The 26,363-nt window shown below is 62.6% G+C and carries 28 protein-coding genes; 22 read left to right on the top strand and 6 right to left on the bottom strand.

All coding sequences use genetic code 11. The annotated features are described in order from the left end of the window. The first annotated feature begins 96 nt into the window (after positions 1-96). From rpsA to cysM, 9 genes are all read left to right on the top strand, one after another. Positions 97-1,830: a 30S ribosomal protein S1 gene (gene rpsA / locus IHE30_RS03725; RefSeq protein WP_337688877.1), complete on the top strand. Its 1,734-nt coding sequence runs from the start codon at positions 97-99 to the stop codon at positions 1,828-1,830. Positions 1,831-1,836: 6 nt separating this feature from the next. Beyond that, entirely contained in the window at positions 1,837-2,166 is a 330-nt protein-coding gene (locus tag IHE30_RS03720; protein ID WP_013434468.1) for an integration host factor subunit beta, read from the top strand. A gap of 302 nt (positions 2,167-2,468) precedes the next feature. Further along, positions 2,469-2,762 carry a LapA family protein gene (locus IHE30_RS03715; protein ID WP_337688876.1) on the top strand — a complete coding sequence of 98 codons (294 nt, stop codon included), beginning with the start codon at positions 2,469-2,471 and terminating at the stop codon, positions 2,760-2,762. 36 nt (positions 2,763-2,798) lie between these two features. Further along, on the top strand, positions 2,799-3,974 hold the full coding sequence (gene lapB, locus IHE30_RS03710; protein WP_337688875.1) for a lipopolysaccharide assembly protein LapB: 1,176 nt from the start codon (positions 2,799-2,801) through the stop codon (positions 3,972-3,974). Positions 3,975-4,058: 84 nt separating this feature from the next. Then, a complete protein-coding gene (locus IHE30_RS03705; protein ID WP_337688873.1) occupies positions 4,059-5,459 on the top strand; it encodes a UDP-glucose dehydrogenase family protein in 1,401 nt (466 codons plus the stop codon). Between the two features lie 85 nt (positions 5,460-5,544). Then, positions 5,545-6,486, top strand: coding sequence for a D-glycero-beta-D-manno-heptose-7-phosphate kinase (gene rfaE1 / locus IHE30_RS03700; RefSeq protein WP_337689014.1), 942 nt, complete (start codon positions 5,545-5,547; stop codon positions 6,484-6,486). 42 nt (positions 6,487-6,528) lie between these two features. Continuing rightward, the gene (gene rfaD / locus IHE30_RS03695; RefSeq protein ID WP_337688871.1) at positions 6,529-7,515 is read left to right on the top strand and encodes an ADP-glyceromanno-heptose 6-epimerase; all 987 of its coding nucleotides are present in this window, start codon (positions 6,529-6,531) and stop codon (positions 7,513-7,515) included. 81 nt (positions 7,516-7,596) lie between these two features. Beyond that, positions 7,597-7,932: a ComEA family DNA-binding protein gene (locus IHE30_RS03690; RefSeq protein ID WP_337688869.1), complete on the top strand. Its 336-nt coding sequence runs from the start codon at positions 7,597-7,599 to the stop codon at positions 7,930-7,932. 86 nt (positions 7,933-8,018) lie between these two features. Next, positions 8,019-8,921 (top strand): cysteine synthase CysM, encoded by a 903-nt coding sequence (gene cysM, locus IHE30_RS03685; RefSeq protein ID WP_337688867.1) that lies wholly within the window; start codon positions 8,019-8,021, stop codon positions 8,919-8,921. A 3-nt stretch (positions 8,922-8,924) separates the two neighbouring features. Here the strand turns inward: cysM and mltB are convergent, their stop codons facing one another. Continuing rightward, positions 8,925-10,118 (bottom strand): lytic murein transglycosylase B, encoded by a 1,194-nt coding sequence (gene mltB / locus IHE30_RS03680; protein WP_337689012.1) that lies wholly within the window; start codon positions 10,116-10,118, stop codon positions 8,925-8,927. Positions 10,119-10,412: 294 nt separating this feature from the next. Between mltB and IHE30_RS03675 the strand changes: the two genes are divergently transcribed. From IHE30_RS03675 to IHE30_RS03650, 6 genes are all read left to right on the top strand, one after another. Continuing rightward, complete coding sequence (locus tag IHE30_RS03675; RefSeq protein ID WP_337688865.1) at positions 10,413-11,336, top strand: histone deacetylase family protein; 924 nt, start codon at positions 10,413-10,415, stop codon at positions 11,334-11,336. Positions 11,337-11,774: 438 nt separating this feature from the next. Further along, positions 11,775-12,809 (top strand): methionine ABC transporter ATP-binding protein, encoded by a 1,035-nt coding sequence (locus IHE30_RS03670; RefSeq protein WP_337688863.1) that lies wholly within the window; start codon positions 11,775-11,777, stop codon positions 12,807-12,809. Beyond that, positions 12,799-13,452, top strand: coding sequence for a methionine ABC transporter permease (locus IHE30_RS03665; RefSeq protein WP_337688861.1), 654 nt, complete (start codon positions 12,799-12,801; stop codon positions 13,450-13,452). Before IHE30_RS03670 ends, IHE30_RS03665 begins: the two co-directional genes overlap by 11 nt. 89 nt (positions 13,453-13,541) lie before the next feature. Further along, positions 13,542-14,339, top strand: coding sequence for a MetQ/NlpA family ABC transporter substrate-binding protein (locus IHE30_RS03660; RefSeq protein WP_337688860.1), 798 nt, complete (start codon positions 13,542-13,544; stop codon positions 14,337-14,339). A 431-nt stretch (positions 14,340-14,770) separates the two neighbouring features. Then, entirely contained in the window at positions 14,771-15,520 is a 750-nt protein-coding gene (locus IHE30_RS03655) for an electron transfer flavoprotein subunit beta/FixA family protein (protein ID WP_337688859.1), read from the top strand. 24 nt (positions 15,521-15,544) lie between these two features. Further along, positions 15,545-16,477 (top strand): electron transfer flavoprotein subunit alpha/FixB family protein, encoded by a 933-nt coding sequence (locus IHE30_RS03650; protein ID WP_337688858.1) that lies wholly within the window; start codon positions 15,545-15,547, stop codon positions 16,475-16,477. Positions 16,478-16,686: 209 nt separating this feature from the next. On the opposite strand, the gene IHE30_RS03645 is transcribed toward IHE30_RS03650, so the two are convergent. Beyond that, entirely contained in the window at positions 16,687-17,979 is a 1,293-nt protein-coding gene (locus IHE30_RS03645; RefSeq protein ID WP_337688857.1) for a D-amino acid dehydrogenase, read from the bottom strand. 128 nt (positions 17,980-18,107) lie between these two features. Between IHE30_RS03645 and IHE30_RS03640 the strand changes: the two genes are divergently transcribed. Then, a complete protein-coding gene (locus IHE30_RS03640; protein WP_337688855.1) occupies positions 18,108-18,596 on the top strand; it encodes a winged helix-turn-helix transcriptional regulator in 489 nt (162 codons plus the stop codon). 282 nt (positions 18,597-18,878) lie between these two features. Here the strand turns inward: IHE30_RS03640 and IHE30_RS03630 are convergent, their stop codons facing one another. Both IHE30_RS03630 and IHE30_RS15070 read right to left on the bottom strand, forming a co-directional pair. Next, on the bottom strand, positions 18,879-19,388 hold the full coding sequence (locus IHE30_RS03630) for a TM2 domain-containing protein (RefSeq protein WP_337688853.1): 510 nt from the start codon (positions 19,386-19,388) through the stop codon (positions 18,879-18,881). A 242-nt stretch (positions 19,389-19,630) separates the two neighbouring features. After that, positions 19,631-19,924 (bottom strand): hypothetical protein, encoded by a 294-nt coding sequence (locus IHE30_RS15070; protein ID WP_443193589.1) that lies wholly within the window; start codon positions 19,922-19,924, stop codon positions 19,631-19,633. Here IHE30_RS15070 and rpsP point away from each other — a divergent pair. From rpsP to IHE30_RS03595, 6 genes are all read left to right on the top strand, one after another. Next, the gene (rpsP, locus tag IHE30_RS03620) at positions 19,914-20,168 is read left to right on the top strand and encodes a 30S ribosomal protein S16 (RefSeq protein ID WP_013434489.1); all 255 of its coding nucleotides are present in this window, start codon (positions 19,914-19,916) and stop codon (positions 20,166-20,168) included. The genes IHE30_RS15070 and rpsP overlap by 11 nt on opposite strands. A gap of 96 nt (positions 20,169-20,264) precedes the next feature. Continuing rightward, positions 20,265-20,921, top strand: coding sequence for a ribosome maturation factor RimM (gene rimM / locus IHE30_RS03615; protein ID WP_337688849.1), 657 nt, complete (start codon positions 20,265-20,267; stop codon positions 20,919-20,921). A gap of 11 nt (positions 20,922-20,932) precedes the next feature. Continuing rightward, positions 20,933-21,706 carry a tRNA (guanosine(37)-N1)-methyltransferase TrmD gene (trmD, locus tag IHE30_RS03610; protein WP_337688847.1) on the top strand — a complete coding sequence of 258 codons (774 nt, stop codon included), beginning with the start codon at positions 20,933-20,935 and terminating at the stop codon, positions 21,704-21,706. A gap of 124 nt (positions 21,707-21,830) precedes the next feature. Then, positions 21,831-22,220: a 50S ribosomal protein L19 gene (gene rplS / locus IHE30_RS03605; protein WP_337688845.1), complete on the top strand. Its 390-nt coding sequence runs from the start codon at positions 21,831-21,833 to the stop codon at positions 22,218-22,220. 63 nt (positions 22,221-22,283) lie between these two features. Further along, positions 22,284-22,958, top strand: a complete 675-nt coding sequence (locus IHE30_RS03600; RefSeq protein WP_337688844.1) for a CoA pyrophosphatase — start codon at positions 22,284-22,286, stop codon at positions 22,956-22,958. A gap of 180 nt (positions 22,959-23,138) precedes the next feature. Continuing rightward, complete coding sequence (locus IHE30_RS03595) at positions 23,139-24,077, top strand: CobD/CbiB family protein (RefSeq protein ID WP_337688842.1); 939 nt, start codon at positions 23,139-23,141, stop codon at positions 24,075-24,077. A 47-nt stretch (positions 24,078-24,124) separates the two neighbouring features. Here the strand turns inward: IHE30_RS03595 and rsgA are convergent, their stop codons facing one another. Both rsgA and IHE30_RS03585 read right to left on the bottom strand, forming a co-directional pair. Then, the gene (gene rsgA, locus IHE30_RS03590; RefSeq protein WP_337688840.1) at positions 24,125-25,099 is read right to left on the bottom strand and encodes a ribosome small subunit-dependent GTPase A; all 975 of its coding nucleotides are present in this window, start codon (positions 25,097-25,099) and stop codon (positions 24,125-24,127) included. Then, entirely contained in the window at positions 25,096-26,349 is a 1,254-nt protein-coding gene (locus IHE30_RS03585; protein ID WP_337688839.1) for a M48 family metallopeptidase, read from the bottom strand. Before IHE30_RS03585 ends, rsgA begins: the two co-directional genes overlap by 4 nt. Between the last annotated feature and the right edge of the window lie 14 nt (positions 26,350-26,363).

The raw sequence follows: 26,363 nt of genomic DNA, 5'->3' as shown, positions 1-26,363 counted from the left end.
GTAGCAGTACCGTAGGTATTCCACAGTGACGTGGGATGTATTTTCAACCCTTAACCCCGCATGCGGCCGTTGGCGATCATGAAGCCGAGTCCCGCCATGCACCATTTCATTTTTATGTCCGACCTGCAAACCTCTAACCCGAATACCGAATCTTTTGCGGCTCTGTTTGAAGAGTCGCTGACCCGCCAGGACATGCGCGCAGGCGAAGTGATCTCCGCCGAAGTCGTGCGTGTTGACCACAATTTCGTGGTCGTCAACGCGGGTCTGAAGTCTGAAGCCTACATTCCGATCGAAGAGTTCCTGAATGATCAGGGCGAGGTTGAGGTGCAGGCGGGCGATTTCGTATCGGTCGCGATCGACGCCCTCGAGAACGGCTATGGCGATACGATCCTGTCGCGCGACAAGGCCAAGCGCCTTGCTTCGTGGCTTGCGCTTGAAAAGGCGCTGGACAACAACGAGCTTGTGACCGGCACGATCACCGGCAAGGTCAAGGGCGGCATGACCGTGATGGTCAACGGCATCCGTGCGTTCCTGCCCGGCTCATTGGTTGACACCCGTCCGGTCAAGGACACGACACCGTACGAGGGCAAGACGCTCGAGTTCCGCGTGATCAAGCTGGACCGCAAGCGCAACAACGTCGTGCTGTCGCGCCGCGCGGTGATCGAAGCCACGCAAGGCGAAGAGCGCGCGAAGCTGCTCGAGACGCTGAAGGAAGGCGCGATCGTCAATGGCGTCGTGAAGAACATCACTGACTACGGTGCGTTCGTTGACCTCGGCGGCATTGATGGCCTGCTGCACATCACCGACATCGCGTGGCGTCGTGTGCGTCACCCGAGCGAAGTGCTGTCTGTGGGCCAGGAAGTGACCGCGAAGATCCTGAAGTTCGATCAGGAGAAGAATCGTGTGTCGCTTGGCATCAAGCAGCTCGGCGACGATCCGTGGGAAGGCATTTCGCGTCGCTACCCGTCCGGCACGCGGCTGTTTGGCAAGGTTACAAACATCACCGACTACGGCGCGTTCGTCGAAGTCGAGTCGGGCATCGAAGGCCTCGTGCACGTGTCCGAGATGGACTGGACCAACAAGAACGTCGCGCCGAGCAAGGTGGTGCAGCTTGGTGATGAAGTGGAGGTCATGGTGCTCGAGATCGACGAGGACCGCCGCCGTATCAGCCTTGGGATGAAGCAATGCAAGCCGAACCCGTGGGATGACTTCAGCCGCAACTTCAAGAAGGGCGACAAGATCACCGGCGCAATCAAGTCGATTACCGATTTCGGCGTGTTCATCGGCCTGCCGGGCGGGATCGATGGTCTGGTGCACTTGTCGGATCTGTCGTGGAGCGAGTCCGGCGAGGAAGTGGTCCGTAAGTATAAGAAGGGCGACGAGGTCGAGGCCATGGTGCTCGGCATCGATGTCGAAAAAGAGCGTATCTCCCTGGGTATCAAGCAGCTGGAAGGCGACCCGTTCAGCAACTTTGTGGCGATGAACGACAAGGGCTCTATCGTCGATGGTACGGTCAAGGCCGTCGATCCGAAAGGCGCCGTGATCCAGTTGAGCGCCGAGGTCGAAGGCTATTTGCGGGCGTCGGAAATCGCGCAGGATCGTGTCGAGGACGCGCGCAATGTGCTGAAGGACGGTGACAAGGTCAACGTGATGGTCATCAATATTGACCGCAAATCGCGCGGCATTCAGCTGTCGATCAAGGCGAAGGACTCCGCGGAGCAGCAGGAAGCGATGCGCGGCCTGCACGCTGATAGCAGCGCGGCCGCTAGCGGCACGACCAATCTCGGTGCGTTGCTCAAGGCAAAGCTGGACGGTCAACAGAACCAGTAAGGCAGCATGACCAAATCCGAGTTGGTCGCTCAACTGGCGCTGCGATTTCCGCAACTGGTCCTAAAGGATGCGGATTTTGCAGTCAAGGCGATGCTCGACGCGATGTCCGACGCGCTTGCCAATGGTCATCGCATCGAGATACGCGGCTTTGGCAGCTTTGCACTGAATCGTCGTCCGGCCCGGGTCGGACGCAACCCGAAGTCTGGCGAACGAGTCCAGGTCCCGGAGAAATGGGTGCCGCACTTCAAGCCGGGTAAGGAGTTGCGTGAGCGGGTCGACGGCAAGGCCGGCCAACCGATGAAGGCTGACAGTGTCGAGGCGTCGGACGACACATGATGTCAATATCGGGATAAGGCCTACTGTTTCGGCAACCCTGGAAAAAGCGCCAAATGGCGCTTTTTCTTTTAATAGCCTCGCACGATGCCGGCGGCTCCGGCGGCCAGGTGTGGCCAAACAAGCACGCCGTTGGGCGCGCCAGTAGGTGAGTGCGAGCGCTTCCATTACAATACGGGCAATTTTCTCGGCCCCGGCCCCGGTTCGCTTCCCTGTCACGGCCAGGTCACCCGATGTGTGGGTGCGGGTCGTTTTGTCCAATTCGCTGGCGATCCGCTGCCCGGTCGCCGTCATCGAGATTGCCCATGAAGCTCATTGTCTGGCTGATCCGCGTCATCGTATTTGTGTTGCTGCTGGTGCTGGCGCTTGCCAACACGCAAGGCGTGACACTGAACTTCCTGGCCGGCTATACGTGGAATGCGCCGTTGATCGTGATTGGGCTTGCATTTTTCATGGTCGGCTTGCTTGCCGGGCTGGTGTCAGCGCTGCCGGCGGTCCTGCGGCTGCGGCTCGAAAACGGCCGACTCAGGCGCGAGCTGAAGACGGCCCGGCAGACGCCGGCGACGGTGGACGAGCCGCCGATGCCACCGATCATCTGACGCGTCCGGCACGCGCATGCTCAACGAATCACATTCATGGATCTTGATTTTTGGTGGTTGCTCATCATTCCGGTGGCCTTCGGGCTGGGCTGGGTCGCGGCCCGCTATGACCTGAAGCACCTGGTGTCCGAGAGCGCGAACTTGCCGCGCTCTTACTTCCGGGGCTTGAATTTCCTGCTCAATGAGCAACCGGATCAAGCCATCGATGCGTTCATCGAAGTGGTGAAGCTCGATCCGGAGACGACTGAGCTTCACTTTGCCCTAGGCAATTTGTTTCGTCGGCGCGGCGAGACGGAGCGCGCGATCCGGGTTCATCAAAACCTGCTCTCGCGTGAGGACTTGCCAGCCAGCGAACGTGACCATGCGCTGTACGAGCTTGGCCAGGACTTCCTGAAGGCCGGGCTGCTCGACCGGGCGGAAGAGACCTTCCAGCGGTTGCACAGTGGCGGCTACGCACTCGGTGCGTTGCGGGCATTGTTGACTATCTTCGAAATCGAGAAGGACTGGCACAAGGCGATCGAGGCGGCGCAACGGATTGAGGCGATGGGCGTGCCGCCGCTGGGCAAGGAGATGTCGCAATTCCACTGCGAGCTGGCGCAAGAGGCGTTGCAGCACAAGCGAATAGACGATGCACGCCACGCATTGCAGCAGGCGCTGCGGTGCAACCCGCAGAATGTGCGCGCGACGATCCTGAGCGGCGATGTTGAGATGGCGTGTCATGAGCCGACGCGGGCGCTCGAGCATTGGCGACAGGTCGAGCAGCAGAATCCCGCCTATTTGCCACTGGTTGCCGACAAGCTGATGCAAGCGTATGCGGCGACCGGCCAGTCGGCGCAGGGCGCCGCGCTGTTGACGCGCTATGTTGAGGCGTATCCATCGAACGATCTGCTCGACGTCGCCTACCAGCACATCGCCGATCAGCGCGGCGCGCAGGCCGCGCATGCGCTGGCGCGTACGCAGATGCAGAAGTCGCCCAACCTGGCGGGCATGACGCGGCTACTCGAAGCACAGATCGCGGTGGCCGACGAGCCGCGCAAGGGCGAGCTGGAGCTGATGCGCACGTTGATCCGGCAGCGCACGAAGAACCTGCCGCGATATACGTGCCAGAATTGCGGTTTCCGGGCGCGACTATTCTACTGGCAGTGCCCCGGCTGCAGCGGCTGGGAAACCTACGCGCCGCGGCGGGTCGAGCCGATCGCGTCGGCCAGCTGACGACGCGCGACACGCCGATTGTGGTCGGCGTGCAGCGCGCGGCCCTGGCACAAGGACCGTGAACCTCATTGGATTTGAATGAGCATGAAAATCACCATTATCGGCACGGGCTATGTCGGCCTGGTCACTGGCGCGTGCCTGGCGGAGCTGGGTAACGACGTATTCTGCTTGGACGTGGATCCGCGCAAGATCGAGACGTTGAATGGCGGGGGCGTGCCGATTCACGAGCCGGGGCTCAAGGAGCTGATCGATCGCAACCGCGTGGCGGGGCGGCTGCAGTTCTCCACGCAGGTGGAGGCGAGCGTCGCGCACGCAGATGTGCAGTTCATCGCGGTGGGCACGCCGCCGGACGAGGATGGCTCGGCAGACCTCCAGTACGTGCTGGCGGCGGCGCGCAACATTGGCCGGCACATGCAGGGCTTCAAGGTGATCGTGGACAAGTCAACGGTGCCGGTGGGCACGGCCGAGCGGGTGGGCGCGGCGGTGGCCGAGGAGCTGGCGCGGCGTGGGGTGGGGCACGGTTTCTCGGTGGTGTCGAATCCGGAGTTTTTGAAGGAAGGCGCGGCGGTGGACGATTTCATGCGTCCGGACCGGATCGTGATCGGTAGCGACGAGGACGAAGCTGGCGAGTACGCGCGCGAGCAGATGAAGCGGCTGTACAAGCCGTTCAACCGGAACCACGAGCGCACGATGTACATGGACGTTCGCTCAGCGGAGTTCACCAAGTATGCGGCCAACGCGATGCTGGCTACGCGGATCTCGTTCATGAACGAGTTGGCAAACTTGGCGGACCGGGTGGGGGCGGACATCGAGGCGGTGCGCCGGGGGATCGGCTCGGACCCGCGTATCGGCTACAGCTTCCTGTACGCGGGGGCGGGCTACGGCGGCTCGTGCTTTCCGAAGGACGTGCAGGCGCTGATGCGCACGGCGGGCGAGTATGGGCGCACGCTGCGGATCCTGGAGGCGGTGGAGGCGGTGAACGAGGCGCAAAAGAGCGTGCTGGTGGACAAGATCACGGCGCGGCTGGGACAGGACTTGAGCGGGCGCACGGTGGCGGTGTGGGGCCTGGCGTTCAAGCCGAATACGGACGACATGCGCGAGGCGCCGAGCCGCACGTTGATCACGGCGCTGCTCAGGCGCGGGGCGACGGTGCGCGCGTACGATCCGGTGGCGATACAGGAGGCGCGGCGGGTGTTGGCGCTGGATCTGCAGGATGAGCCGCAAGCGCAGGCGCGGCTGTCATTCGCCAGCACGCAAGCCGAGGCGGTGGACGGCGCGCATGCACTGGTGATCATGACCGAGTGGACAGCGTTTAAGAGCCCGGACTTTAACGCGCTGAAGCGCGCACTGAAGGCGCCATTGGTGTTCGACGGACGCAACCTGTACGAGCCCAATGCGATGGCCGAGCTTGGCATCGAATACCACGCGATTGGCCGCGGCGCGGTGCCGGCCAATGCGACGCTCGGCGAGGCGCAGCGTGTCTGATAAGCTGATTTCGCGCTGCGTGCTGCACGCCGCGACCGAAGCGACCACCTCCGGCACGGCGCACGCGTCGCAGCAGGGGCCAACCATGCGGCGGCCACAACTTGCCGCGTCGCGCGTGCTGGTCGTCGGCGACGTCATGCTGGATCGCTATTGGTTCGGTGATGTCACACGAATCTCGCCGGAGGCGCCGGTGCCTGTTGTCCACGTGCAGCGCACGGAGGATCGTCTGGGCGGTGCCGCAAACGTTGCGCGCAACGTATCGGCGCTTGGCGCCCAGGCGGGGCTGCTGTGTGTGGTGGGACACGACGAGCCGGGCGAGCGTATCGTTGAGTTGCTCGGCCAAAGTAGCGTGAATGCTCACTTGGAGCGCGATCCCGCGTTGCCGACGACGATCAAGCTGCGCATCCTGTCGCGCCAGCAACAATTGCTGCGGATCGATTTTGAAAAGACGCCGGCACACGAGGTCTTGCTGGCCGGGCTGGTGAAGTTCGAGGCGCTGCTGCCCGGTCATGACGTCGTGTTGCTGTCCGACTACGCCAAAGGCGGCCTGACCCACGTGACGCGCATGATCGAGACCGCGCGGGCGGCTGGCAAACCCGTGCTAGTCGACCCGAAGGGGGGGGACTGGGAGCGCTACCGCGGTGCCACGTTGATCACGCCGAACCGGGCGGAATTAATCGAGGTCGTCGGCCGCTGGCAGTCCGAGGCTGACCTGCATGCGCGCGTGGATGCCTTGCGCGCCTCGCTGCAGCTTCGCGCATTGCTGCTGACCCGTTCCGAAGAGGGCATGACGCTGTTTACCGATGCCGGCGTGTTGCACGAATCGGCGCGCGCACGCGAAGTGTATGATGTATCGGGCGCGGGCGACACGGTCATCGCGACGCTGGCAGCCATGCTCGGCGCCGACGTGCCGCTTGCCGAGGCGGTTCGCCACGCGAATCGCGCCGCCGGCATCGTGGTCGGCAAGCTCGGTACCGCGACTGTGAGCGACGACGAACTGTTTCCCGACCCGCCGGCATCGGCTTGATGTGCGGCCCATGCCTGACCTGATTCCACGGATGCGCAATTCATGACCATCATCGTTACCGGCGCGGCCGGCTTCATTGGCAGCAACATCGTCAAGGGATTGAACGCGCGCGGCGAGAGCCGGATCATCGCCGTTGACAACCTAACGCGCGCGGACAAGTTCCGCAACCTCGTCGATTGCGAGATCGACGACTACATTGATAAGCGCGAGTTTATCGAGCGCTTGCGCCGTCATGACTTCGGCAAGGTGCGTGCGGTATTCCACGAAGGCGCGTGCTCCGACACCATGGAGACGGACGGGCGCTACATGATGGACAACAATTTCACGTACAGCCGCGCGGTGCTGGAGGCCTGCGTCGCGCAGCGTGCACAGTTCCTGTACGCCTCGTCCGCGGCGATCTACGGCGGTTCAACGACGTTTGTCGAGGAGCGGGGTGCTGAAAGCCCATTGAACGTCTACGGCTATTCGAAGTTTCTGTTCGACCAGGTCGTGCGGCGCAGGCTACCCGAGGCATCAAGCCAGATCGTCGGCTTTCGCTATTTCAACGTCTATGGTCCTCGCGAGACGCACAAGGGGCGCATGGCGTCGGTGGCGTTCCACAACTTCAACGAGTTCCGTGCGCAACGCCACGTCAAGCTGTTTGGTGAATACAACGGCTATGCGGCTGGTGAGCAGACGCGGGATTTCGTGTCCGTCGAGGATGTCGTCAAGGTGAACCTGTTCTTCTTTGATCATCCGGACAAGTCGGGCATTTTCAATCTTGGCACGGGCCGTGCACAACCGTTCAACGATATCGCGATGACTGTCGTGAATACGTTGCGCGAGCTAGATGGCAAGCCGGCGTTGCCGCTTCCCGAGCTGGTTCAAGATGGCACGATCGAGTACATCGCATTTCCGGACGCACTGCGCGGCAAGTACCAGTGCTTCACCCAGGCCGACCTCACCAAGCTGCGCGCCGCCGGCTATGAGGCGCCGTTCCTGACCGTGCAGGAAGGCGTGGCGCGCTACGTGCGCTGGCTGAACGGCTGACTGCGGCGGCACCCCCATCCTGCGTAGACTGGCATCCTGTGTCGGCGATGTCCGCCGGCGCGAGGTTCGTCGGGGGAGGCGATGGGTACGCTTTTGAATACGCTGAAGGCGCTGCGCATGGCGGTGGTGCTGTGGCTGGCCGCGGGCCTGGCCGCGGCGTCGCCCCGCGTAGAAATCAACACCGCAGATGATGCGATGCTGCAAGCGATCCATGGGATCGGTCCGTCCACTGCGCAGGCAATCATCGAGGCCCGGGACGCGCAGGGACCGTTCAGCAGTGCAGACGACCTTGTGCGACGCGTCAAGCGCTTGGGGGCGAAGTCGGTGGCGAAGTGGCAGGCACAGGGCCTGGTTTTCGATGCCGTGCCGCCGGAGCGGCACTGCGCGCCCGCGCCTGCTCGCGCAACCGCGCGGTAACCCGCATGGCGGCAGCGGGGCGCGAGCGCGCGTGCGCGATTGCGCTTTACAATGAAAAATTGCCACCTTCCCATGCAAGTGCAGCCATGGCTTATAAAACGATTCAAGACACAATCGGCAACACGCCGCTCGTTCAATTGGTCAGGCTGCCTGACGACGACATCCGCAGCCGGGGCAACGTGATTCTGGCCAAGCTCGAGGGAAACAATCCGGCCGGATCGGTGAAAGACCGTCCCGCGCTGTCGATGATCAGCAAGGCTGAGCAACGCGGTCGCATCAAGCCCGGGGATACGCTGATCGAGGCGACCAGCGGCAATACGGGCATCGCGCTGGCGATGGCTGCAGCGATTCGGGGCTACAAGATGGTGCTGTTGATGCCGGAGGATCTGTCGGCCGAGCGCCAGCAGAGCATGGCTGCGTATGGCGCGCAGATCGTGCTGACGCCGGTCAAAGGCGGCATGGAGTATGCCCGCGACTTGGCTGAGCAAATGCAGCGCGACGGCAAGGGCGTGATACTCGACCAATTCGCCAACCCGGATAACCCGGTTGCCCACTATGAGGGCACCGGGCCAGAAATCTGGCGTGATACCGATGGGCGTGTCACGCATTTCGTCTCGGCCATGGGTACCACCGGCACGATCATGGGCGTGTCGCAATACCTGAAGGAGCAGAACGCGCGCATCGAAATCATCGGCGCGCAACCGGACGAGGGTTCCCGTATCCCGGGCATTCGCAAGTGGCCAAGCGCGTATTTGCCGAAGATCTTCGACCGCGCGCGCGTGGACCGCATCGAGCACGTGAGCCAGCCGGCATCGGAGGCGATGGCGCGCCGGATGGCCGCCGTCGAAGGCATTTTCTGCGGCATTTCGTCCGGCGGGGCCTGCGAGGTGGCGCTGCGCATCGCGCGGCAAACGCAGAACGCGACCATCGTGTTCTGCGTTTGCGACCGCGGCGACCGGTATCTGTCGACAGGCGTGTTCTCCGCGTAGCCGCTACTGCAGCGCGGACGGCGCGGCAGATGCCGCCGGCCGAGGTGTCGTTGTGCAATGGGATTGCATCTGCGCCTTGACCCGTTCGCCCAGTTGATACACCGCCAGTGCATAAAAGAAGCTGCGGTTGTAGCGGGTCAGCACGTAGAAATTTCTTAGCCCGAGCATGTACTGCGTGGGTTGTCCGGGGGTGGGCAGTTCGACCACGGCCACGGGTGTTCCAGCTTCGCTCGCCGTATCGATGCCGCGCTCATCGAGCAGCATACCGGCGCGCAACAGTTGTTGCAGCGCCCAGCGGGGCTCGGCCTGCCCGTCCGCGGCGGCCTGCGCAATGCCCATGCTGCCGGCATCCGCGTGAATGTGCCATACGACCGGCCGGCCGCTTTCCCAGCCGTGCTGCTTCAGATAGTTGGCGACGCTGCCGATGGCATCGGCCGGGCTGTTGCGCAAGTCGATACGGTGATTGCCGTCGTAATCGAGCGCGTATCCGATGATGCTGGTTGGCAGGAACTGCGGGATGCCGATCGCGCCCGTATAGGAGCCCAGCACCGTGGTCGGCTCGATGCCGGCACTGCGGGTCCAGACTAGGAAGTCTTCTAGATTCTTGCGGAACAGCGCCATGCGTTGCGTGCGATTGGGTGTGTCCGGATAATCGAATGCGAGGGTGGTTAGCGCATCGAGCACGCGGAAGTTGCCCATGTGCCGGCCATACAACGTTTCGACGCCGATGATGCCAGCGATCACTTCCGGCGGCACGCCAAATTGTGCGCTGGCCTGTTGCAGCACTGCCTCGTTCTGCCGCCAGAACTTCACACCCGCGTTGATACGCACCGGTTCAATGAAGCGTGCCTGGTATGCCTGCCAATTTTTGATCGTCGGCGTTGCAGCGGGAAGGACCAGCTTGACCGCGGTTTTCGAATACACGGCCTGGTTGAACAGCGCGTGCAGCGCGTTCGAATCAAAATCGTATCGGGCGACCATGTCGTTGATGAACGCATCGACATTCGGATTAGCCGCATAGCGCTGCGGCACGATTTCCTCCTCGAACGTCTGGCCGGGTGGCACCAGCGCCTCCGGTTGCGCCTGGGCGACGATTATCGGCCGGAAGTCGCTCGGCGCCGCGCTGATCGGCGCGGCGAGCGCTGCGCCATGCGCGGTGGCGAGCAAAAGCAGCAATGCCTGCGCTGCGCGGGTCATCACGCGGTTGGATCTCGGTTGAGAACAGGGACGACGGTGGCACGTCAGTAGGTCGAACAAGACGGTCATGGCAAGGCGTGGCAAGTAAAGCGGCGAACGAATACGGCAGTGCGTCGGTGTTGGCCAAGCAAGGCGCCGATGCGCAAAGGGCGGCACGCCGGGCGGACAGGGTCAACGCAGTATAACCGAGGGTGGTGTGGTAACTTAATCAGAGGGTCGCCGCATGCGGTGGCCGGGACCAACAAGAAGGCGGCGCGTCGCGGGCGCGTTCATGACCCAACCGACCGTATTGCGATGGCAACAGGTTTTTTCACCCACCCGGAGTGTCGGCTGCACGAAATGGGGCAGGGGCATCCGGAATGCCCGGCGCGCTTGTCCGCGATCGAGGATCAGCTGATCGCCAACGGCATCGATCCGCTGATCCAACACGAGTTGGCCCCCTTGGCAGACGAAGCGTCGCTTGTGCGGGTTCATACGCGCGCGCACATCGATTTCGTGCGCGACACCGCCCCTGAGCAGGGCTATGCGGAAATCGATGCCGATACGCAGATGAATCCTCATAGCTGGCGGGCGGCGCTGCGCTCCGCCGGTGCGTCGGTGGCGGCCACGGACGCGGTCATGGCGGGCCGCTACGACAATGCCTTTTGCAGCGTGCGTCCGCCCGGCCATCATGCCGAACCGGCTCGGGCAATGGGTTTCTGCTTCTTCAACAATGTCGCGATCGCGGCGCGTCATGCGTTGGACGTGCACGGGCTGGCACGTGTGGCGATCATCGACTTCGACGTCCATCACGGCAACGGAACCGAAGCCGTATTCGCCGGCGACGAGCGGGTGTTGATGTGCAGCTTCTTCCAGCATCCTTTCTACCCGTTCAGTGGTTTTGCCAATCAGGCGCCCAACATGGTGAACTTGCCCCTGCCGGCCCGCACGCGGGGCATGGCGGTACGCGAGGCAATCGACTTAACCTGGCTGCCACGGCTTGATGCGTTCCGACCGCAGATGATATTTGTATCGGCTGGCTTTGACGCGCACCGCGAGGACGAACTCGGCAACATGGGGTTGGTCGAGGATGACTACGCATGGATCACGCGGCAAGTGCGCGATGTCGCCGCGCGTTACGCGCATGGGCGCATCGTCAGTTGCTTGGAGGGCGGCTACAACTTGTCGGCGCTCGGCCGCAGCGTCGTCGCACATCTGAAAGCGCTGGCCAATCTGTAGCGCCTATCATCCATGGGTCGGCGGCATGCAAAGCCATGGTTCGCGCCTAGCCTTGTCTCAAGCCAGTTTAGCAGCGACCCGATCTGCGTGCGCGGCAAAGTCACGGCTGCTGCGCGGCTCAGTCAGCTTGCCCTCGCTGCCGGGGATCGCAGCGGGCGGATCACCAACGTCGCGCGCTTGGCCGCGATGCGATTCATCGCGACAGCGAATCTACGCGCTCGTCTGTGCTGGCAATGCTGCCGTGGCGAATCTGCGGTCAGCACGATTGGGGGTGACGATCGCGTCGTCGCGCGTTTAATTTCTGCAAGTTATAAATAGGCTAAAAACAATTATGCCCAGCTATGTAGCAGTTTGATAGAATCGCCAATCGAAAAAACGGATCAATGCGGCGGCGGACTGTGGCAACGAGACGGTCGTCCGCCGTTTTTTCATTTGCCCATGATCGAACTGCACAACATCTCACAGCGCTTCCCTGGACCTCGCGGGTGGGTGGAAGCGCTGCACAACGTTACGCTCACGGTGCCGCCGCGCCAAGTGTTCGGCATCATCGGACGCAGTGGTGCGGGTAAGAGTACGCTGGTGCGCACCATCAACCTGCTGACGCGACCCAGCGAGGGCCGCGTGGTCGTCGACGGTCACGACTTGACTGCGTTGCCTGCCGATGGCCTGCGCGCGGCGCGGCGTGAAATCGGCATGATCTTCCAGCATTTCAACCTGCTGTCCTCGCGCACGGTCTATGACAACGTCGCGTTACCGCTGGAGTTGGCGGGGAAGCGGCGCATGGAGATCGACAAGGTCGTGTTGCCGTTGCTGGAGTTGGTCGGATTATCCGCGCAGCGGGACCGGTACCCGGCGCAGATCAGCGGGGGACAGAAGCAACGTGTCGGTATTGCTCGGGCGTTGGCGAACCGGCCCAAGGTGTTGCTGTCGGACGAGGCGACGTCGGCGCTGGACCCGGAAACCACACGCTCGATACTGGAACTGCTGCGCCAGATCAATCGGGAATTGGGGTTGACGATCGTGCTGATCACTCACCAGATGGAGGTGATCAAGCAAGTGGCCGATCGCATCGCGGTACTCGACGCGGGGCGTTTGGTCGAGCAGGGCAGCGTGATTGACGTTTTTCTAAAACCGCACCATGAGGTTACGCGCGCGCTGATCGGCGACGTGATCGCGCAGGAATTGCCGCCTGCGCTCAGGGCTAGGGTCCAGCAGCGGCTGGAGGCGGGGCGCGACCATTTGTTACGGCTCGCGTTCTCGGGACGAGGCGTCGATCAGCCGGTGTTGTCTGAGACGATTCGGCGATATGCGCTCGATTTCAGCATTCTGCATGGCCAGATCGACGAGATCCAAGGTCAGGCATTCGGCTCGCTTGCCGTGCTTGCCAGCGGCGAGCCCGGCAATGTCGGAAAGGCGATGGCTTTTCTGCGTGAGCAAGGCGTTATCGTTGAGGAGCTGAACTATGTGGAGTGAGATGTTCGACATGTTCGTGCAGTCGTTCTGGGAGACGCTGATCATGGTCAGCATTTCTGGGGCGATCGGCAGCGCGATCGGCCTGCCGCTCGGCGTGCTGCTGCACTTGAGCGAGCGTGGCGGCGTGCTGCAAAACGTGATCCTCAATCGTGTGCTTGGCATGACGATCAACGCGGTGCGCTCCACGCCCTTCATTATCCTGCTGGTGGCAGTTATTCCGTTTACCCGCCTGGTGATCGGCTCATCGATCGGCACCGCCGCCGCCGTTGTGCCGCTGACGATCGCCGCCGCGCCGTTCGTTGCGCGCCTGGTCGAGACTGCGTTGCGCGAGGTGGATCGTGGCCTGATAGAAGCCGCGCAGGCGATGGGGGCGAGCACGTCGCAGGTCGTGTTCAAGGTCCTATTGCCTGAGGCCTGGCCCGGTATCGTCGCGGGTTTGACGTTGACGTTCGTATCGCTGGTGGGCTACTCGGCGATGGCGGGGGCGATCGGCGGCGGAGGCTTAGGCGACCTGGGCATCCGCTATGGCTATCAGCGCTTCCTGCCCGAAGTCATGTTCGCCGTGGTGCTCGTGCTGATCGTCTTCGTGCAGTTGGTGCAGTCCTTTGGCGATTACCTGGTGCGCCGGCTCAGCCACAAATAGCGTCACGGCGCAGATGCGCCGTGGCGAGGCCGGCACGCGCCGCTACCGGGTGAGCAGTCCCATACTGGCTCAGAGAAAAGGGAGGATCGATGCAACAATGCCGTTTCATGATCAAGCTGGTTGCGGTACTGGGGAGCGCAGCACTCTTCATGGGTGCCGCGCGCGCACAAGACCGGATCAAGGTAGGCGTGACCGGCGGCCCGCACGCGCAAATCCTCGAGGTCGTGAAGAAGGTCGCAGCCAGGAGTGGGCTGAACCTCCAAATCGTTGAGTTTTCCGACTACGTGCAGCCCAATGCCGCCCTTGCCGCTGGCGACCTCGACGCGAATAGCTACCAGCATCAGCCCTATCTCGACGCGCAGGTCAAGGATCGCGGCTATAAGATCGTCAAGGTCGCCGATACGGTGATGTTCCCGATGGGCATCTACTCAAAAAAGGTCAACTCGCTGAAGGACCTGCCCAGTGGCGCGCGGATCGCGGTGCCGAATGACCCGACTAATGGCGGGCGGGCGCTGCTGTTGTTGCAAAAGCTCGGCATATTGAAGCTGCGCGCGGACGCGGGGTTGAAGGCCACGCCGCTGGATATCGTCGAAAACCCAAAAAAGATCAAGCTTATCGAATTGGACGCGGCGCAGATCCCGCGTTCGCTGACTGATGTCGATGCAGCCGCGATCAATACCAATTTTGCGTTGGAGGCAGGTCTGCAGCCTAGGCGGGATGCGATCGTGATCGAAGACGCAAATGGTCCGTATGTGAACATCCTCGCGGTGCGCCAGGCTGATCGCGACAAGCCATGGGTCGCGAAGCTGATCGCTGCGTACCATTCGCCGGAAGTCAAACAGTACATTGATAGCCGATACGGCGGTGCCGTAGCGGCCGCGTGGTAACCATTTAGGAAAAGCCCGTCGTCGGCCCATGCTTGTGGTAACGACAACTATGGCTGGGGCTGGGGCTGGGGCTGGGGCTGGGGCTGGGGCTGGGGCTGGGGCTGGGACTGGGACTGGGACTGGGACTGGGACTGGCCCGGGCTGCGGTTGCCGCCGGTGCCGTGGTGAATCCGCATTGGCCTGTCGTGTGTCGTGGCTGACATGATCGGGCGTCTGGATTAGAGGTTTGAGTCAGACTGGCGGCTTCCCGCCGGTCTTTTTTGTTATTAAAATAGAACGGCCGTTCTTTAAAGGTGCGGTGACAGGCGTATATGAGGCGCATCGCCGCACGACCTAGCCCTCGGAAAGCTTGATGTGACGGGTTTCGAACGATCGTCCGTCGTTATAATGGCCGCTAATGGGTTGCCGTATTCGTAACTTTGGAGTGTGGAATGAAAGTTCTTGTGCCGGTCAAGAGAGTGGTCGACTATAACGTGAAGGTCCGCGTGAAATCGGACGGCACGGGCGTGGATGTGGCGAATGTGAAGATGTCGATGAACCCGTTCGACGAGATTGCGGTGGAAGAGGCGGTGCGGTTGAAGGAAGCGGGCGTGGCCACGGAAGTGATCGCCGTATCGGCGGGAGCGGCGGCGTGCCAGGAGACGCTGCGCACCGCGCTGGCGATCGGCGCGGACCGGGCGATCCTGATTGAAGCCCAAGAGGAGCTGCAGCCGCTGGCGGTTGCCAAGCTGCTCAACGCGCTGCTCGCGCGGGAGCAGCCGCAACTCGTGATCCTTGGTAAGCAGGCGATCGACGACGACTCGAATCAAACCGGGCAAATGCTGGCCGCGCTGGCCGGCTGGCCGCAGGCCACGTTTGCCTCGAAGGTGACGGTCGAAGGCGGCCGCGCCACGGTGGCGCGTGAAGTGGACGGCGGCGCCGAGACGCTGTCATTGACGCTGCCGGCAGTGGTGACTACCGACCTGCGGCTGAACGAGCCGCGCTATGTGACGTTGCCCAACATCATGAAGGCGAAGAAAAAGCCGCTGGAGACCGTGACGCCGCAGACCCTGGGCGTAGACGTGGCGCCGCGGCTCAAGACGCTGAAGGTGGCCGAGCCGCCCAAGCGCAGCGCGGGCGTGAAGGTGCCGGATGTTGCCACGCTGGTGGACAAGCTCAAGGGCGAAGCAAAAGTACTGTAACGGACAACGCGCAAAGAGGCAGACATGGCGATACTGGTCATTGCAGAACACGACAACGCGGCGCTCAAGGCAGCGACGCTAAACACGGTAGCGGCCGCGCAGAAATTGGGCGGCGAAATCCACATGCTAGTGGCGGGGCACAACGCACGCGGTGCCGCCGACGCGGCGGCCAAGGTGGCTGGGGTCGCGAAGGTGCTGCTAGCCGATGCGCCGCAGCTCGGCGAAGGATTGGCGGAGAACGTCGAGGCGACGGCGCTGGCGATCGCGCGCGAATACACGCACATCGTGCTGCCGGCGACCGCATACGGCAAGAATGTGGCGCCTCGTCTTGCCGCCAAGCTGGACGTTGCCCAACTGAGCGACATCACGGCCGTGGTGAGCGCAGACACATTCGAGCGGCCGATCTATGCGGGCAACGCGATCGCAACGGTGCAATCGGCGGATCCGATCAAGGTCATCACGGTACGAGGCACGGCGTTCGATCCGGTCGCGGCCGACGGCGGCAGCGCGCCGGTGCAGGCGATCGACGCGGCGCCGGCGGCGCCCGGTGTGAGCTTCGTGGGCCGTGAGTTGACCAAGCTGGCGCGCCCGGAATTGACCAGCGCGCAGATCATCGTATCGGGCGGACGGGGGCTGGGCAGCGGCGAACACTATACGCAGGTGCTCGAGCCGCTGGCCGACAAGCTCGGCGCCGCGCTGGGCGCTTCGCGTGCGGCAGTTGATGCGGGGTACGTACCGAACGACTACCAGGTGGGGCAGACCGGCAAGATCGTTGCGCCGCAGCTGTACATTGCGGTAGGGATTTCCGGTGCAATCCAGCACTTGGCTGGCATGAAGGACAGCAAGGTCATCGTGGCGATCAACAAGGATCCGGAGGCACCGATTTTCAGCATCGCTGACTATGGCCTGGTAGGCGATCTGTTCACGCTGGTGCCGGAACTGGTCAACGCGCTATAAGCGGCTGGCACGTCGCGTGATGCACGCGACGGATCTCGGCAGAAGGGGCGCATCGTGCGCCTCTTGTTGTTTTTGCGCCGCCATACGACGAGACGGCACTTCGACTGGGTGGGGCAGCGATGCGTTATGCTCCGCCCGTCAATAGCCGGTGGCTCGTGATCGATTAATGGCAGGTGGCTTGTGAGATCGATAGCGCCAGCTCTGCACGCTCATGCGCTGGCGTAGGCGGGGCGGCGCGAGCTGGCCCCGTCGGCGAGATAGCGATGCACGGATAGGTCGTCGGCCTGGATCGCGGGTTGCTTGCCGGATATCAGATCGGCGAGCAATTGCCCCGATCCGCACGACATGGTCCAGCCGAGCGTGCCGTGACCGGTATTGAGAAACAAGTTGGGCACCGGCGTGCGGCCGACAATCGGTGTGCCATCGGGGGTCATCGGCCGCAAGCCGGTCCAAAAGCTGGCCTTCCCCGTATCGCCGCCGCCCGGGAACAGGTCGTTGACGCACATCTCGAGCGTGCGGCGGCGCGCTTCGCGCAGCGACGTATCGAAACCGACGACTTCGGCCATGCCGCCAACGCGGATCCGGTCGTCGAACCGGGTGATGGCAACTTTGTACGTCTCATCCAGCACGGTCGATACCGGCGCACGGGCAGCGTCGACGATCGGTGCAGTGATCGAATAGCCTTTGAGCGGATAAACCGGGATCTTAACGATGCCGGCCAGTAGGCGGGTCGAATACGCGCCCAGTGCGGCCACGTAGGCGTCGGCGCACAGCAGCTCGGAACCGCATTGCACGCCAGCGATTCGGCCGCTGGCGATCGCGAGCGAGTCGATTGGCGTGTCGAACCGGAATTGCACGCCCAGCGACATGGCCCATTGCGCCAGTCGCGTCGTGAAAAGCTGGCAATCGCCGGTTTCGTCGTTAGGCAGCCGCAATCCGCCGGTCAACTTGTGCGCGACGCGTTGCAGCGCCGGTTCGGCCTTGCTCAACTCGGCGCTCGACAACAGTTCATATGGAACGCCTGCGTCCTCGAGTACCGCGATGTCCTTTGCGGCACTGTCCAACTGCGCCTGTGTGCGAAACACCTGCAGTGTGCCACCTTGGCGCGCTTCATACGCGATGCGGGTTTGCGTGCGCAGCGCTTGCAGGCAGTCGCGGCTGTATTCGGCCAGTCGCACCATCCGGCTCTTGTTGGTCGCGTACCGGCTGGCGGTACAGTTCTGCAGCATGTGCCACATCCATTTGAGCTGGAATGTGCTGCCATCAAGTCGAATGGCCAGTGGCGCGTGCTGCTGGAACATCCATTTGAGCGCTTTCAGTGGCACGCCCGGCGCTGCCCACGGCGCAGCATAGCCCGGCGAGATCTGGCCGGCGTTGGCGAAGCTGGTCTGCAGGGCGGGGCCCGACTCACGGTCGAGCACAGTGACTTCATGGCCTGCCCGCGCCAGGTAATAGGCGCTTGCTACGCCGACCACGCCGCTGCCCAGGACGATGACACGCATGCGATGCTCCGATTCGCTTGTATCCCGACTCAATACTGCAAGTCGGCGGATGGGTAGTAAATGCGCCTATCCTATTGCGAGCCATCCAGGTATTGTTATTGTATTTTTATGGTATTTAGTAAAAAATCATGAGGACGCAGAGGCAGCCCGTGCGGGCGCTCGATAAGCTCGACCACAAGATATTGAATCTGTTGCAGGCCGATGGACGCATGGCGATGAAGGATCTTGCCGAGCGTGTCGGATTGTCGATTACGCCGTGTATCGAGCGCGTCAGGCGCATGGAGCGTGACGGTGTGATCACCGGCTACTATGCCCGGGTGGATCCGGCCAGGCTGGGCGCCGGCCTGCTCGTCTTCGTCGAGATCACGCTGGATCACAAAAACGGCAACATGTTCGGCCAGTTCCGACGCGAGGTCGAGCGCATTGCGCAGGTATTGGAGTGTCACCTGGTCTCCGGCGAGTTCGACTATTTGATCAAGGCGCGCATCGGCGAGATGTCCGACTATCGGAAGTTACTGGGCGACATCCTGCTCCAATTGCCCGGGGCAGTGCAGTCCAAGAGCTATGTCGTGATGGAGGCAATCAAGGAGACGTTGACGGTTGCGGCGGGTGATTAATACTGTATTTTCATACAGTATCGAGGCGCATGAACCGATGGAATCGCCTGCTGATGACGCGTTGCCCGTGGCGCCGCTGTTGCCACGTAAAGGCTGCGGTGCTGTCACGAACCTGCCGGGTCGAGCGCGTGATGAACCGGATTCGCGAGATGCGTGGCGGCAACGACTATGACGCGTCGTTCGGCACGCGGATAAAGGGCCAGGGGGTGTGGACCGAGCTGCTCAAGCAGCGTTTTGAACGGGCGGCGCGCAAGCTGGGGCTTACCGGGCGCCAGCACGCGATCAAGCTAGCGCGCCGAGGCCGACACGGCCCAACGGCTGGACCGTGGCCTCGAAGTAGGTCTGGAACGCCAGCGCCAGCGCGCCCATCAGCAACATCGCGCCGATGAACAGCGACAGGATCACAACAAATACGACACCCCAGCCGGAATGGTTCCGGCGGTCGCCGTGCGGGTTGAAGCGGGCGTCCCACTTATCGTCTGGCCGCAGGCCATAGACGATTGCGGCAAGGAACGCGGCCAGCAGCGAGATGGCACCGGGCACCGATAGCCACCACCCGGCGACCGACGTTCGCTGCGTCGCGACGAGCCATTGCACGCCGATGACGCCGAGCGCCGTCGCGGCAATATGCAAGTACGCCAGCGCGTCGCGTGGACCATACAGGTAGAACCGGTGTGCGCCGAGTGAACCGAGCACGAACGCGGCAAGGGCAGCGCGGGTCTTAGACTTGAATCGGGTTGGCGTGGCCGGCGGCACGCGACTGTCGGAGCGCAGGCGGGAAGAGGCGGACATGGCGGGCAACGAATACGATGACAGGGCCGATATTGTACGTCGCGCCGTCAGCGTGTACGTCGCGCCGTCAGTACCTCGCGTAGGCGATGCGCTAGAGGGCGTCGGCTAGATGGCGCCGGCAGCGCCGATGCGTGACCCGCGCGACGCGGTAGCCGACCTTGGTGCGGCGGTTTCACGAACCGTGCTCGGCAATGAAGAGGGTGTGATGATATTGCGGCGGGAACATCGGCTCGTCGTGGCGATCAGCGCTTATCGATCGTGTCGGGCGCACAAATGTTGTGCGGTGCGCTGATTGGCACATAGCGTTTGTTGTCCGACTCAGACGCGATGAACTTCCAGCCATGTTGGCGCGCAGACGGCAGTGCCGCGGCGGGGCGGCACGCAAGTCCGCCGGCTACCGGTGCCGTCACCGGCACGGTAAGTATTTGTTGGAGCGCCATTTTCAGGTTATAATCGCGCGTTTCGGCAGATCGAAAACCCGGGTGTTGCTGGTCAATACCCAGGCTATTTAGGTAAGGACACAGCATGGTCATCATCCGCTTGGCTCGTGGCGGCTCGAAGAAGCGCCCGTTCTACAATATCGTTGCAACCGATTCGCGCAATCGCCGCGACGGTCGTTTCATCGAGCGCGTCGGTTTCTACAATCCGGTTGCGACAAAGGGCGAATCGCTGCGTATCGTGCAAGACCGCCTGACGTACTGGCAAGGCGTCGGCGCGCAGCTGTCGCCGACCGTGGCGCGCCTGGTCAAGCAGGCGCAAGCTGCGCAACCGTCTGCGTAACCAGTTGCATGCAGGCCGGCGGCATGCGCCGAGTGCGGTATCGCGGCATCTGCCGGGGTCCTGTGCGCAAGTGGTCAAATGCTGAGGGGTGAGCAGATGGCCACCCGTGTATCGCTACCCCGGCCTGTGTCGTTTGGCCATTTTGTGCGTCGTCCAGTGAAGGCAGGCGGCCGTACGGGCTCGTCCGAGTCCGGCGTCGAGAGCGTGGCGTCGCTGCCGGACGATGCGATCGAGGTCGGTGCGGTCGTCGATGCATACGGCGTCAAGGGCTGGTTGAAGATCACGCCGCATGCCGGCGTCGGATCGAGTGGCGGTGCGCTGCTGCGCGCAAGCTCGTGGTGGCTCGTCAAGGGCGGCGTGTGCCGTGCGGCGCAGGTCGTGTCGAGCAAGGCGCATAGCGCTAACGTGGTCGTGCAACTTGCCGGGTGCGCGGATCGCGATCAGGCCCTTGCGCTGCGCGGCGCCACGGTGCACGTGCGCCGCGCGGATTTTCCGGCGCTTGGGCGTGATGAGTACTACTGGGTCGATTTGATTGGCTTGGCGGTCGTCAATGAGTCCGGTGACGCGCTGGGCCAGGTCGTGGATCTGATGGATAACGGCGCGCACGCCATCTTGCGCGTGGAATACGATGAGGTCGGGCAGGACGGGCGCATCAAGAAGGCGCAGCGGCTGATTCCGTTTGTCGACGCTTACGTGAAAACGGTTGAGCCGTCGGAGCGCCGCATCGTGGTCGACTGGGGAATGGACTATTGAGGGCGCGCGCGATGCAATTCGATGTCGTCACGCTATTCCCGGAAATGTTTCGTGCCCTGACCGACTGGGGGATTACCAGCCGGGCCGCTAAGCAACAGCGTTATACGTTGCGCACGTGGAATCCCCGCGACTTCACGACGGACAACTATCGGACGATCGATGATCGTCCGTACGGCGGCGGTCCAGGCATGGTTATGCTGGCTCGGCCGCTTGCCGACGCGGTCGCCGCCGCCCGAAGGGCGCAAGGTGCGGGTGAGGCTGAGTCACCGTCGCATCGCGCGCGCGTCGTGCTGATGTCGCCGCAAGGCCGGCCGCTGGACCACGCCAAGGTGATCGAGTATGCGGCGCTGCCCGGGTTGATCGTGTTGTGCGGCCGATACGAAGCGATTGACCAGCGGCTAATCGATCGCGAGGTGGACGACGAAGTGAGCCTCGGTGATTTCGTGTTGTCGGGCGGTGAATTGCCTGCGATGGCACTGATGGACGCGGTGATTAGGCAGTTGCCCGGCGTATTGAACGATGCGCAGTCGGCCGTGCAGGACAGCTTCGTCGATGGGCTGCTCGACTGCCCGCATTACACGCGCCCGGAGGAATATGACGGCGTGCGGGTGCCGGACGTGTTGCTCGGTGGGCATCATGCGCAGATCGAGCAGTGGCGGCGTCGCGAGGCGCTGCGCAATACGCTGGTTAAGCGCCCCGATCTGATCGAGCGCGCTCGGCGTAACAAAATGTTGAGCCGTGCTGATGAAGCATGGCTCGCAACCCTCGTAGCATCGGAGCATTGATGGCCGGTGTGCGAGGGCAAGGCGGTGGCCGGAGTCGGCTGCCGGAAGTCAATCCATCCTCTACCGGGACCTCGATCGTGATTGGGGTAAGAAAACGTCGGCAAGATGGTCACAGGAGTCAGTCATGAATCTGATTGCAAAACTCGAGCAGGAAGAAATCGAGCGCGTGCTCGCGGGCAAGACCATCCCGGCCTTTGCGCCGGGTGACACGGTCGTCGTCAACGTGAACGTGGTCGAAGGCAATCGCAAGCGTGTTCAAGCGTACGAAGGCGTGGTGATTGCGAAGCGCAATCGTGGCCTGAACTCGTCGTTCATCGTCCGCAAGATTTCGTCGGGCGAAGGCGTCGAGCGGACGTTTCAAACATACTCGCCACTGATCGCGGGCATTGTCGTGAAGCGCCGTGGCGATGTGCGCCGTGCGAAGCTGTACTACCTGCGCGAGCGTTCGGGCAAGTCTGCTCGGATCAAGGAAAAGCTGTCGTACAAAAAGGAACGCACAGCGTCCGAAAAGTAAGCGCAGCACCGGAAAAAAGCACCCCCGCTGGGGTGCTTTTTTCTTTGATGAGCCTATTGCACCATGAGCCGGCCGATCTTCAATCCTGAGTTGCTGCCTGTCGAGTCGAGCGATACGCGCTTGGCGCCGGTCGCCCCGGACCGGTTGACGCCACGCGGCTTGCGTGAGCGGTTCCAGCAGGAACTCCACTGGACTGCAGAGCCGCATGAAGTGCAATGGACACGCGGCGACCCACGGCAGGCCGCGGTGCTGGTGCCGTTGGTGATGCGTGACGACGTCACGGTGTTGTTGACGCAGCGCGGAGATAGGTTGACCGACCATGCCGGGCAAGTCAGTTTTCCGGGCGGGCGACGCGAGCCCGATGACGCAGACGCGACCGCGACGGCTTTGCGTGAGGCAAGGGAAGAAGTCGGCCTGCCAGGGGATCGCGTCGAGGTGTTGGGGACGTTGCCCGACTACCTGACCGGCACGGGATTTCGCGTCACGCCGGTCGTTGGCTTGGTCCATCCGCCTTTTTCGACGGTGGCCGACGGCTATGAAGTGGCCGAGATTTTCGAGGTGCCGCTCGCCTTTCTAATGAATCCGTCCCATCATCAAGTCCGCGTTTTTCATTCGGAAAATGCAGCGTACCGTTTTTTTGCGATGCCGTACCCACGATTGGACGGCCGCGGTGACTATTTCATCTGGGGCGCCACCGCAGGTATGCTGCGCAACCTGTATCGGTTCCTAGCCGCTTAGCAGACCACGTCCCGTCGCGTGTCGCACGGCTGTATCGTGTCGTGATCAGCGTTGTCCATCTGCTGTCTATCGTGTCTACGTAACAAGTTCCAGATCAATGAGCGCCGAGCCAGGGCACTGTGCTATCTTTACGCCATCTTTGTCGGTACGCTTGTACCAAACCGTATTACGGCGCTGCGCATGACCTTTTTCTCCGTATTGCTGGCTCTGATCATTGAACAGTTGCGGGCGCTGTCGCCGCACAATCCCGTGTCGATGCTGCTTCACTATCACGCGGCCAGTGCGGGGCAAGCGTTCGATGCCGGCAAGCGCAAGCATGGATTGCTTGCGTGGCTTTCTGTTGCTGTTCCATGGACCCTGGCGGTCGCGCTGATCTACTACTTGTTGTATCGGATCAGTTTTGTACTGGCGTTCTGCTGGAATGTGGTGATCGTCTATTTGACGCTCGGCTTCCGGCAATTCAGCCATTATTTCACTGACATTCATCTCGCACTGAACAGCGATGATGTGCCGCGCGCGCGTGAAATTCTCGCGCAGTGGACGGGCCTGGACACAGTCGACATGCCAGTCAGCGAGATCGTACGCCATACGCTGATTCGCGCGGTGATCGCGTCGCACCGGCATGTGTTTGGCGTGTTCTTCTGGTTCGTCGTGCCGCTCGGACCTGCCGGTGCCGTCCTCTATCGGGTATCTGAGCATTTGGCGCGGACCTGGAACGATACGGTATCGGACCGCACGCCAGCATTTGCCGCGTTTGCGCGGCAGGCGTTCTTTTTCATCGACTGGATGCCGGCGCGGCTGACCGCCATGGGCTTCGCGATCGTGGGCAACTTCGAGGACGCGATTTACGCTTGGCGCAATACTGTGCAGCAGTGGCCGGATCCGAACGAGGGCGTGTTGCTGTCCGCCGGCAGCGGCGCACTAGGGGCACGGCTGGCGGGCCCGCTAGCCGAGCCGTCCAGCGTCGATGCGTTGTCCTCGACCGATGGCAGCCCGGTGTCGGTGGGCGAGGATTGCACGCCGCGGGCATTGCAATCGGCAGTGGGCCTCGTTTGGCGCGCCGTCATCCTGTGGATGCTGCTGTTGCTGATGCTGACCGTGGCGGTGTGGGTTGGCTAAGCTAGCAGCATTTGTCTCGCGCAAGCGGCGCAACCACCCACAGCACACTATCGGACCACCTGGCTTGCTTCATGCAGCAGTTGCGCATACAACGCATGGCGCGCCGGCGCGACGCGGCCTTGCGCTACCGCGTCCAGTATTACACAACCCGGCTCGTGCAAATGATGGCAATTGTAGAAGCGGCAACCGCCAAGCAGCGGGCGGAATTCAGGGAAGGCGCGTTCGAGTTGGCCCTCGGTCAAATGATACAGTCCGAACTCCTGGAAGCCCGGCGAGTCGATCAACGCCCCGCCGTTTGGTAACGCATACCAGCGCGTGAACGTGGTGGTATGGCGGCCGCTGTTCAGTGCCGATGAAATGGCGCGCGTCGCGGCGTTCGCGTGGGGTACTAGCAGATTCACCAGCGTCGACTTGCCCATGCCGGACTGGCCGAGCAGCAGCGTAGCGCGATGGGCGAGCAACGGTGCGAGCGTGGCGTGCGTGGCGTCAGCGGCACCGGTCGCGGACACTTCGACGACCCGGTAGCCGAGTGCCGCGTAGGATGCGACACGTTCGCGGGCAAGCGGCAGGGCGGCGCGCAAGTCGGCTTTGTTCAACAGTACCACCGGCTCGAGCTGATGGGCTTCGGCCGCCACTAGCGCGCGGCCGAGCAGATCCTCGCTGAAATGCGGTTCGGTGGCCAGTACGATCAGCAACTGATCGAGGTTGGCGGCAAAGAGCTTCGACTTGAACTGGTCCGAACGAAACAGCAGGTTGCGTCGTGCATCGGTCGCGACGATGACGCCCTGGTCCGCGGATGTCGCCTCGAAGCTGACGCGGTCGCCAACGGCGACTTCGCTCTTTTTGCCGCGTGGAAAGCACTGCAGTAGCGAGCCGCCCCTATCGGGCTGAACCACATAGTGCCGCCCATGTGCGGCGATAACCCGGCCCTTGCCGGGCCCCTCTATCGGGTCGTGATCGTTGCCGTGTTGTGTTGTCGGGCCCGTGTGACGCGGTGCGCCGCACGCTGCGCGGCTGCTCATGGGCGTGTGTGCGCCAGCAGCCGCTCGATGCGCTGCGCCGCGGGCGGGTGGGAATAATAGAACGCGGAGTAGACCGGGTCGGGCGTCAGCGTCGACGCATTGTCCTGATAGAGCTTGACTAGCGCGCTGATCAAATCCTGCGCGCGGGCCTGCGTCGCAGCGAAGGCGTCGGCCTCGAACTCATGCTTGCGCGACGATAGGCTGGTGAGCGGTGTCACAAAAAACAGGAAGACCGGCATCACGAGAAAGAACAGGATCAAGGCAAGCGCGTTGTTCGAGCCGGTCATCGACGGCGTCACGCCCAGGCTCGTGTAGAACCACGGACGTTGGGCGAGCCAGCCGAGCAACGCGAGTAGCACGAATGACAACGCAAACGTGATGATCATACGCTTCAGCACGTGCCGGTGCTTGAAATGACCCAGTTCGTGCGCCAGTACCGCCTCGATCTCGCTGGCATCGAGTCGGCTGAGCAGCGTGTCGAAGAACACGATCCGCTTGGCTGCGCCAAAGCCGGTAAAGTAGGCATTGCCATGCGCAGAGCGCCGGCTGCCGTCCATCACGAACAGCCCTTTGGCGGCGAAGCCGCAGCGGTGCATCAACGATTCGATGCGCTCACGCAGCGACGCGTCAGTCAGCGGCTCGAACTTGTTAAATAGCGGCGCGATCACGCTCGGATACAGGACCAGCACGCCAATGCTGAACGCGACCCAGACGAGCCACGCCCAGATCCACCACATCGCGCCGGCCTGCTGCATCAGCCACAGTACGACGAACAACAGCGGCAGGCCGATTAGCGCGCCGAGCAACGTTCCCTTCACGAGGTCAGCAAAAAAAAGCTTGCGCGACATCCTGTTGAAGCCGAACCGTGCTTCGATGACAAAGTGTCGCGCATAGTCGAACGGCAAATCGACCAGACCCATGATGATGGCGACCGCGGCCACTAGCGCAATTTGACCCGCATATCCGCGACCCAGCCATCCACTAAGCAGGGTATCCAACCATTGCAGGCCGCCCAGCAACGTCAATGCAACCAGCAACGCGCCGCCCACGCCGAGTTCCAGCATGGCGAGCCGCGTCAGCGATACCGTGTAGTCGGCCGCGCGCTGGTGGGCCTGCAGCGAGATCGTGTCGCGGAACCCGTTCGGGACCGCATTGCGATGGTTGGCGACGTGCCGGATCTGTCGGCTCGCGAGCCACAGCCGGGTGGCGATCATGGCGATGAGCGCGACGACAAAGAGGATCGTAAACATCCGTTATCCGTGGG

This window comes from Mycetohabitans sp. B46 (genome assembly GCF_037389205.1).
Classification (GTDB): Bacteria; Pseudomonadota; Gammaproteobacteria; order Burkholderiales; family Burkholderiaceae; genus Mycetohabitans.
Note: the sequence above shows the minus strand (reverse complement) of the source record. Positions and strands in the feature narration are given on the sequence as shown.